Source organism: Micromonospora sp. MW-13, assembly GCF_003434305.1.
In the GTDB taxonomy this organism is placed as follows: Bacteria; Actinomycetota; Actinomycetes; order Mycobacteriales; family Micromonosporaceae; genus Micromonospora.
The window spans coordinates 1-952 of the sequence record NZ_QKKX01000071.1 but is presented as its reverse complement, the minus strand read 5'-3'; the positions used below and the strand labels follow the sequence as shown (position 1 = coordinate 952).

At 75.7% G+C, this 952-nt stretch carries 1 protein-coding gene; it reads right to left on the bottom strand.

The genetic code is table 11. From position 1 onward, the window contains the following. The coding region (locus tag C5N14_RS27375; RefSeq protein ID WP_133305769.1) for a polyketide synthase at positions 1–952 on the bottom strand (952 nt) is incomplete at both ends.

Here is a 952-nt window from a genome sequence, read left to right as displayed (position 1 = left end):
CGTCGACCCGACCACGGCGGCCCGCTGGTCGAAGACCGCACGGGTGGTGGCCAGGGACCACGCCACCGCCGGGGCATCGAGGCCGTCGTGGGCGCGGACGTACCGGGCCAGGCGGGCGGCCTGGCCGGACAGGGCGGCCCGCGACCGGGCCGACACCGGCCACACCGTCGCACCCGAGGCGACCAGCCCCGGGCCCGACCCGGACCCGACCGGCTCCTCGACCGCCTGCTCGGCGGGCGGGTCCTCGGGCAGTTCGATGATCACGTGCGCGTTGGTGCCGGAGATGCCGAACGACGACACCGCCGCCCGGCGCGGCCGGTCCACTCCCGGCCAGGGGCGGGACTCGGTGACCAGCTCCACCGCGCCCGACGACCAGTCGATGTGCGGCGATGGCTCGTCGACGTGCAGGGTCGCCGGGACGACGCCCTCCTGCATGGCCAGCACCATCTTGATGACGCCGGCGACGCCGGCCGCCGCCTGGGTGTGCCCGATGTTGGACTTCACCGAGCCCAGCAGCAGCGGCGCGGCGTCGCCCCGCTCCCGGCCGTAGGTGGCCAGCAGCGCCTGCGCCTCGATCGGGTCACCCAGCGTGGTGCCGGTGCCGTGCGCCTCGACCACGTCCACGTCCGCCGTGGACAGCCGCGCCGACGCGAGGGCCTGCCGGATCACCCGCTGCTGCGACGGACCGTTCGGCGCCGTCAGACCATTGCTGGCACCGTCCTGGTTGACCGCGCTACCCCGCACGATCGCCAGGACCCGGTGCCCGTTGCGCCGCGCGTCGGCAAGCCGCTCCACCAGCAGCACGCCGACACCCTCACCCCAGCCCGTACCGTCCGCGCCCGCCGCGAACGCCTTGCACCGCCCGTCGGCGGCCAGTCCCCGCTGCCGGGAGAACTCCACGAACAGCCCCGGCGTCGCCATCACCGTCACGCCGCCCGCGAACGCCAGGTCA